Source organism: Paenibacillus sp. TAF43_2 (genome assembly GCF_052113545.1).
Taxonomy (GTDB): domain Bacteria; phylum Bacillota; class Bacilli; order Paenibacillales; family Paenibacillaceae; genus Pristimantibacillus.
The window spans coordinates 1-8,289 of sequence record NZ_JBFRDK010000245.1; the positions used below are offsets into that span (position 1 = coordinate 1).

8 protein-coding genes are annotated in these 8,289 nt (G+C 46.8%); all 8 read left to right on the forward strand.

The window, feature by feature from the left end; all coding sequences use genetic code 11:
* Positions 1-409, forward strand: a 409-nt coding sequence (locus AB4Z17_RS30515) for a sensor histidine kinase (RefSeq protein ID WP_441964041.1), incomplete at its 5' end; no start/stop codon positions are given.
* Positions 410-426: 17 nt separating this feature from the next.
* Positions 427-1,092: a response regulator gene (locus tag AB4Z17_RS30520; protein WP_441908266.1), complete on the forward strand. Its 666-nt coding sequence runs from the start codon at positions 427-429 to the stop codon at positions 1,090-1,092.
* Between the two features lie 75 nt (positions 1,093-1,167).
* Entirely contained in the window at positions 1,168-1,581 is a 414-nt protein-coding gene (locus tag AB4Z17_RS30525; protein WP_076267599.1) for a YugN family protein, read from the forward strand.
* Between the two features lie 192 nt (positions 1,582-1,773).
* The gene (locus AB4Z17_RS30530; protein ID WP_441908265.1) at positions 1,774-3,462 is read left to right on the forward strand and encodes a S1C family serine protease; all 1,689 of its coding nucleotides are present in this window, start codon (positions 1,774-1,776) and stop codon (positions 3,460-3,462) included.
* An 84-nt stretch (positions 3,463-3,546) separates the two neighbouring features.
* Complete coding sequence (locus tag AB4Z17_RS30535) at positions 3,547-4,239, forward strand: response regulator transcription factor (protein ID WP_076267601.1); 693 nt, start codon at positions 3,547-3,549, stop codon at positions 4,237-4,239.
* Positions 4,240-4,243: 4 nt separating this feature from the next.
* On the forward strand, positions 4,244-5,770 hold the full coding sequence (locus AB4Z17_RS30540; RefSeq protein ID WP_441964043.1) for a sensor histidine kinase: 1,527 nt from the start codon (positions 4,244-4,246) through the stop codon (positions 5,768-5,770).
* A 37-nt stretch (positions 5,771-5,807) separates the two neighbouring features.
* Positions 5,808-6,788: a 4-hydroxy-3-methylbut-2-enyl diphosphate reductase gene (locus AB4Z17_RS30545; protein WP_441908263.1), complete on the forward strand. Its 981-nt coding sequence runs from the start codon at positions 5,808-5,810 to the stop codon at positions 6,786-6,788.
* 379 nt (positions 6,789-7,167) lie between these two features.
* Positions 7,168-8,289: group II intron reverse transcriptase/maturase (gene ltrA, locus AB4Z17_RS30550; RefSeq protein WP_441964045.1), on the forward strand; the 1,122-nt coding region annotated here is incomplete at its 3' end.

Here is an 8,289-nt window from a genome sequence, read left to right on the forward strand (position 1 = left end):
GCTGCGGCCTATGGAGCTTGAAGGTCGAACTTTATATGAAGCGCTTGATAAGTGGTTCCCTGATTATTGCCGCCAAAACAATTTGCAAGGTGAGCTGGAATGGCGCTTGAAGGAGCGTTTATCCGAAGCGAAGGAGCATCAGCTTTTTCTTATCGTTCAAGAAGCGATGGCGAATATCGTAAAGCATGCAAGCGCAAAGGGCTGCACGCTGACAATGGCAGATACGGAACGGCAGGTTAGCATGATTTTGCAGGATGATGGAGTTGGCTTCAAGGTAGATGAGGTGAGACGCGGCTCATATGGACTGTCTACGATGCAGGAGAGAGCACAGAAGCTTGGCGGTGCAGCCGAAATTTGGAGCAAGTCTGGGAGCGGGACGAGGGTAAAGGTTACGATACCAAAAATGTAGCGGGGAGAGCATGAATAATGAATGCATCTGAACTAATAAAAGTAATGATCGTGGATGATCATGATATGGTAAGGACGGGCCTTCGAACTTATCTAATGCTGGAGCCAAAGTTTCATGTCATTGCAGAGGCGAGCAATGGACAATCAGCAATTGACATGCTTAAGGAAAGCTCGGATGAAGACAGGCCCCATATTATTTTAATGGATCTGATGATGCCAGGCATGGATGGCATTGAAGCGACAAGGGCGATTATCTCGCATTTTCCTGATATGAAAATCGTAATGCTGACCAGCTTCCTCGAAGATGACAAGGTTTATGGCGCAATAGAGGCTGGCGCTGTCAGCTACGTGCTCAAAACCGTTTCTGCAGAAGAGCTTATTTATGCAATCAGCGGCGCATTCAAAGGAATGCCGGTTATGACTGCTGACGTATCGCAGGCGTTAACGAGAGGCTTAAGACAGAAGACCGCTCAGTCTGGTGATGAGGGGTTGACGGAACGTGAGAAGGAAGTTCTGCTGCTTATTGCAGATGGACAATCGAACAAAGAAATTGCAGAAGAGCTGCATATAAGCGTAAAAACAGTGAAAACACATGTCAGCAATTTATTGATGAAATGTGAGCTTGACGACCGGACACAGCTTGCCGTGCTGGCCCATCGCAAGGGCTGGGCTAATCGCACATAAAGATGGAAATGGAAGGGTATACTACCTACTAGCAAAAAGAGATTAGAAATAAGCTAGTGCAAAGGAGACGCCTTCATGATACCCATTTCGTCCGTGCTGGAATCACGGGAGCAACATTTCTTAGAAACGAAAGAGCTGCTGGAGTCGCAGCAATTCACGCTTGGCGGCAACTGGGAGTATGCTGCTGGTTCCTTTGACCGCGCGCTTGATGATGCGAATAAGATTTGGCTTCGCATACCTTTTGAAGTCATTGCTGGTCATATTGATGTTGGGGAAAAAGATAATGAAGCGAGGATTATACTCGGTACACCGTACGTGCTTAAGCATGAGTACAGAGAAGGAAATGATCCGGAAGCATCGGTACGTGTAGTCGGAGCTCTGTTTGATCAATTCCAATCGCCGTCGAATCCGGATGCTGAGGTAGAACCGCAGTGGATTGATCGCGCAAAAGAAACATTAAATGAAGTAGAGCAGCTTTTTCCGCATTGATTCACATCGTAGAAGCACTCAAAAAAAACGCTGCCAAAATCATTTGGGAGCGTTTTTTTTATTTCTGTTTAAATTCCTTTTAAGTTTGTTTTAAGGTAGAATGTGCATGATAGAACTATATCAAATAACATGTTTCCGGATAGAATGCCAATTGGACGCATGATGCAATAAGATTCAAGGAGGAGAACGTACATGGACGATCAAAACAACAAAAAGGGATTTGACGACTTTTTCCGCAAAAATGAAGAGGGACATGGCTCAGCTGATAACAGCGAAAGCGTAAATGACTCCGCGCAGCCTATTTCAAATGAGTCATCGGAGCAGCCGGCAAAGCCATCTTATTATTATTCGTATGGGCCGTATAAGGCGAATTCTCAAGAAGGCGGGAATCCTTCAGCTTCTGGCTACGGATCGGAAAAGCCTAAGCTGATTCAAGATCAGCCGTACGGCAATACAAATACACACAATACGCAAGCACAGGCATCCAGTGCAGAAGAAGCGAATGTACAATCGGATTCAACTGTGGAATCTGAACGGGCAAGATCGCAATCGCCTATGCAATCCCAAATTCGAACGTTCACACCGTCGCCGCAGTCCTCCAAAGGGCCATGGCAAGTAAGGGAACCGCGCCGGACTTCCTTTAAGGCCATTTTTTCATCGTTTCTAGCAGGTGTTCTCGTAGTAGGCAGCTTGATGTATACAGCGGACTTAAACAACTGGTTCACGAAAGAAGCCGCATTAACATCAAATACACAATCTAGCGGATCGGGTTCCACTGCTTCTGCAGGTACGACCAGCAACGGCGGTGCGGCAACAGTCGCGGATAGACCAGACAACATCGCTAAATTGTTCGAGACAGCAAGTCCAGCAGTAGTGAAAATCGAAACCTTCGTTAATACGGCAAAACGCAACAATAGCAGCAACATGCTCGATGATTCATTTTTCCGCCAATTTTTTGGCGATGATTACCCTGGAACGACACAGCCGGATGCAGGACAAAAGAATGAAGAAGGCAACATGCAGCAATCAGGCATCGGAACTGGGTTTTTCTTCGATTCAACAGGCTATATTTTAACGAATCAGCACGTAATCGGAGAATCTGACCAAATCAAAGTTATTGTTCAAGGCTATGATAAGCCATTCACGGCTGAATTGCTGGGCTCTAGCTATGACTTAGACTTAGCGGTACTTAAAGTAACGGGAGACAAAGCGTTCCCAACGCTTCCGCTTGGCAACTCGGATACGATTAATATCGGCGACTGGGTTGTTGCAATCGGTAACCCATACGGCTTCGATCATACGGTTACTGTTGGCGTATTAAGTGCCAAAGAACGTCCGATCGATATCCCTGATACACAGGGAGCACGTAAATACGAGCATTTGCTGCAAACGGATGCTTCGATTAACCCAGGCAACTCTGGCGGTCCGCTTCTGAATGTGAACGGTGAGGTCGTTGGCATTAATACGGCAGTAAGCTCGCAAGCACAAGGCATCGGTTTCGCGATTCCGACGAGCACGATTCAAGATGTGCTGGAAAATCTTAAAAACAACAAGACCATTCCTAAGCCAGCCGCTCCATACATCGGTGCAGAGCTGCAGGATGTAACAGCGGATATTGCGAAGCAATTAGGCATGGATAAAGTAGAAGGCTCCATTGTACGTAATGTGTACTATAATTCACCAGCTTACTTGGCTGAATTGCAGCAGTTCGACGTCATCGTCGGCATTGACGGCAAGAAGTACGCAAACACGCAAGCTCTTATTGATCAAATTAAAACCAAAAAAGTTGGCGATAAGATCGAGCTGAACATTTTGCGCAAAGGCAGCGCGATGAACTTGAAGGTTGAGATTGGTGATAAAAATACGTCAGGCGCTCAATAATGCCTTACATGATGGATTGAAACAAAAAGCGCAGAGAGACAGCAGGCTCTGTGCTTTTTGCTGCAAATAGAGGGGGACATGCCGTTGAGACAGCATATTGTAGTTGTAGATGATGATGATAAAATTATTTCTTTGCTTCGCAGAAGTCTAGCGTTTGAAGGTTATGAGGTAACTACCGCTTCGAATGGAATGGAAGGGCTGAAGGTGCTGCTTAAGACGGAGCCGGATCTGCTCATTCTTGATGTGATGATGCCTCAAGTGGATGGCTGGGAAGTTTGCCGGCGCGTGCGCGAGGGAGGCAGTACGGTGCCAATTATGATGCTGACGGCAAAGGATGATATCAATGACCGGGTCAAAGGGCTCGATCTTGGGGCTGACGATTATTTGGTCAAGCCGTTTGCGCTGGAGGAGCTGCTTGCGCGGACACGCGCCTTGCTGCGCCGCAAAGCCGATAAAATCGAGCAGTCAAGCAATCAGCTGCTTTATGAGGATTTGATTTTGGATATGGATGCCAGAGAAGCGATTCGCTCGGGTCGCCGAATTGAGTTGACGTCCAAGGAATACGATTTACTGCTGCTATTCATGGAAAATCCTCGCCGTGTACTTACGAGAGATGCAATTATGGAGAAGATTTGGGGTTATGACTTCAGCGGGGAGTCGAATGTGCTGGAGGTGTATATCGCGATGCTGCGCCAAAAGGTAGAGGACGGAGGCAAAAACCGACTCATTCAGACGGTTCGCGGCACCGGTTATGTGCTTCGCGGAGAGGCGGGTTAAGCATATGTCCATTAGGCTTAGGCTTACGCTTTGGTATTCGGGTTTGCTTGCGGTAACTTTAATCGTTTTCGGGATATTTATATATATTTTTGTTAATTGGAATACGTATGCTGAGATTAAAGAACAAATGTTGGTTCAAAATAGTAAAATCAATGTTATCGGTGCAACTAATTTTCTAGATGAAACTTTGGATTYAATAGTAGGTCCTCAATTTCGAATTGACAAAAAAGACATGTATATTCAATTGGTAAATTATAAGGAAGGCGCTATTAAGCAATCAAACAACTTCCCTTATGAATTTGTTATACCGTATCCTGAGGTCAATACTAAGCCTAAAAAGGGTTTTGTTAAAATTCACGTCGAAATTAACAAAAACAAATATGCTATGCTCACATATCAGCGACCTGTTTATTTAGAGAGTGATAACAGCTTAGTGGGTTTAGTCCAAGTGGGTGTATTCTCATATAATGAGGAACGATTCCTTAATGGATTACGTACTATTCTCATTTTTTCATCATTAATTGTTGTTTTTATTGCCTTTACAGTAGGGCTATTAATTGCACGTCAGGCACTTCGTCCAATTGAACGTGTCATTCGTGCTACAGAGCAAATTGAAAATGGTGCTGATCTCAGTGTGCGGATTCCTGTCATGGGACCTAAGGACGAGATAGGAAGGCTTGTGAGTACGTTAAACGTGATGCTTGCGCGTTTGGAGATGGCATACAATGAGCTTGATGAAGCTTACAAAGCGCAGCGCAGGTTCGTATCTGACGCGTCTCATGAGCTTAGGACGCCTTTGACAACGATTCGAGGCAATATTGAGCTGCTCGAGCGGATGTGGACGCGAGTTCGAGAGACGAATAGAGATATCGACACGGGCGAGTGGCTGCCGCTGGATTCGAATCGATGGGATATGTCCAAAGAAGCGATGAGCGATATATCTGCTGAGGCGATTCGTATGAGTACGCTGGTTAATGATCTGCTTGCGCTTGCGAGAGCAGATGCGGGTTATACGATGGAGAAGACGCCGCTTGACCTGCTGCCGCTTACAGAGGAGGTTGTGCGCAGAGCACAGCTGCTCCCGCGTACAGCTGAATGGAAGCTTGGCGATCTATCGGCATTGGATGGGGTGCGCGTCAATGCCAATCACAATTATTTGCAGCAGCTGTTATTTATTTTTATTGAGAATGCATTCAAATATACGTCGGAGGGTACGGTTGAGCTGAGTGCGGTCAGAAGGGATTTACAAATCGGCTTCGTTATCCAAGATACAGGGATTGGGATGAATCCAGATGAAATCCCGCATATTTTCGATCGCTTCTATCGAGCGGACGAATCCCGGGGAGTTACCGTCGGTACAGGTCTAGGATTATCCATTGCAAAATGGATTATTGATGAGCATAAAGGTTCTGTAGAAGTGCTCACCAGCGAAGGAAATGGAACGAAGTTTACGATTTGGCTTCCAATTAGCTTTTCTGACACGTCTCATTCGTCTATAATAGTAGCAACGGATGAAATGAAGGATTCATAGCTGTTACGCATATCCGGTCAGAAAGCAGGTGCAATAAATGGAAATCGTTAGAATATCACCGCGTGGTTATTGCTATGGCGTCGTAGACGCGATGGTACTGGCTTTGCAAACGGTCAAAAACTTGGAGCTGCCGCGACCTATTTATATATTAGGTATGATTGTCCATAATGCCCATGTTACAGAAGCATTCGAGCAGGAAGGCGTCATTACGCTTGATGGTGCCAACCGACTCGACATTTTGGATCAAATCGAACAAGGCACCGTTATATTTACAGCGCATGGCGTCTCGCCAGAAGTGCGTCAGCGTGCTCGTGACAAGGGGCTTTCCGTTGTGGATGCGACATGCCCAGACGTTACGAGAACTCATGATCTCATTCGCGATAAATCGGCGGAAGGCTATCATATTATTTATATTGGCAAGAAGGGCCATCCTGAGCCCGAAGGAGCGATTGGCGTTGCGCCGGAGCATGTTCACCTCATAGAAAAGGAAGAGGAAATTGCTGCGCTTAATGTGCCGGAAGGGCGCATTCTTATAACGAACCAAACGACGATGTCGCAATGGGATATTCGTCATGTGATTAGCAAGCTTCTTGAGCGTTATCCTACTGCAGAGGTTCATAATGAAATCTGCATGGCAACTCAGGTTCGTCAAGAGGCGGTAGCAGAGCAAGCAGGCGAAGCGCAGCTTACAATTGTAGTTGGCGATCCGCGAAGCAACAACTCGAACCGTCTAGCACAAGTATCCGAGGAAATAGCAGGAGTGAAAGCTTACCGCGTTTCCGATGTGTCAGAGATTGAACAGGAGTGGCTGAAAGGCATCGATCGTGTCGCAGTTACTTCTGGTGCGTCTACACCGACGCCGCTTACGAAAGAGGTTATTACTTATTTAGAGCAGTACGATCATAATAATCCGGAGACATGGGAAATCCGTCGTACGGTCAATATGAATAAGCTGCTGCCTAATGTTCGAGTGAAGTCGACGCCAGCGGCAACGGCAACCGCAGAGAAACCTGAATAAATAGCTAACATGAAGAGTGAGATGAGACTAGTGATTGATGCAGAAGAAGCATCATGAATGAGTTTCATCTCCTTTTTATTATGGCGTGCCCAGAGGCACGCATCTTCTAGCCGGTGAAAGTCCGGTCGTGGGAAGAGCCAAGACCTCGCGTAGCTAGGATACTTGCGTATGGCGAAAACTGTGCGTAAGAGCGTATCGACGAAAGTACCTGTCAGAGACAGGGCGAGCGAAACGAGATGATCTATAAGCCAAAGGCGAAGTGAGCCATCTGCAGGAAGGGAGTCCGAGGGGCACATAGTACCGAGGAACGCAGGACAACACAACCTGCGGGAGGGAAGGCGCCCTGCTTTGTTCAAGCTTTTTAAGGAGGTACGAGTGAGTGAATGCCAAATGRCTAACGACACCTAAGGAAAAAGTTCAACAACTCCAAGAGAAGCTAGGTCATGCTGCCAAGACAAATAAGCGTAGAAGATTCCATGCRTTATATGACAAGGTACATCGAAAGGATGTTCTTCAGGAAGCATGGCGGAGAGTTAGGGCAAATAAGGGAGCGGCAGGCGTAGATGGTGAAACGATGGCAGCTATTACGAAAATAGGTGATGATCAATTTATCGCACAATGCCAAGAGCTATTGTTAAAGAAAAGCTACCGTCCCCAGCCCGTTCGTCGGCAATATATTCCGAAGAAAGATGGACGAAAACRTCCATTGGGGATCCCGACGGTGAGAGACCGCGTGGTACAAATGGCGACGAAACTCATTGYAGAACCAATCTTTGAAGCCGATTTTCAGGAATGCTCGTATGGCTTTCGACCAAAGCGCGGCGCGAAACAAGCGCTCGAGCGAATCCGCAAAGCATGCAATCGCAAAGGCAATTGGGTGGTCGACGTGGACATCCAAGGTTACTTTGACAACATTAACCAAGAGAAGCTGATGAAGCTGGTGGAAATACGAATCAGTGACAGACGCATCCTCAAGCTGATTCGGCAATGGCTCGGAGCAGGGGTGATGGAGGAAGGGCRAGTMAGGCGATCTGACCTCGGCACGCCGCAAGGTGGAGTGATCTCGCCGCTACTTGCGAACATCTACCTGAATTACTTCGATTTGTTGTGGGAGAAGTATGGCAAAGAAGTCGGAGAACTGACGCGGTATGCAGACGACTTTGTCGTGGTATGCAAAACAAGGAAAGATGCGCAACATGCGTTTMAACTTATACAAACRATTATGGAGCGATTGGAACTAACCTTGCATCCGGAGAAAACGCGAATTGTGGGACTATGGACGGGAGAAGAAGGATTTGACTTCCTCGGCATGCACCACAGGAAGACGAAAGCGGAAACGGGACAGAAGCGCATCTATTACACGACCCAACAATGGCTCTGCATAAAAGCAGAGAAGCATGTGAGGGAGGTAGTGAAAGACCGACTTGCTCCGCCAAAGATGCGGCACGTTTCGTTTCAAGAACACGTGGACTGGCTCAACCTGAGAATACAAGGCTGGAAG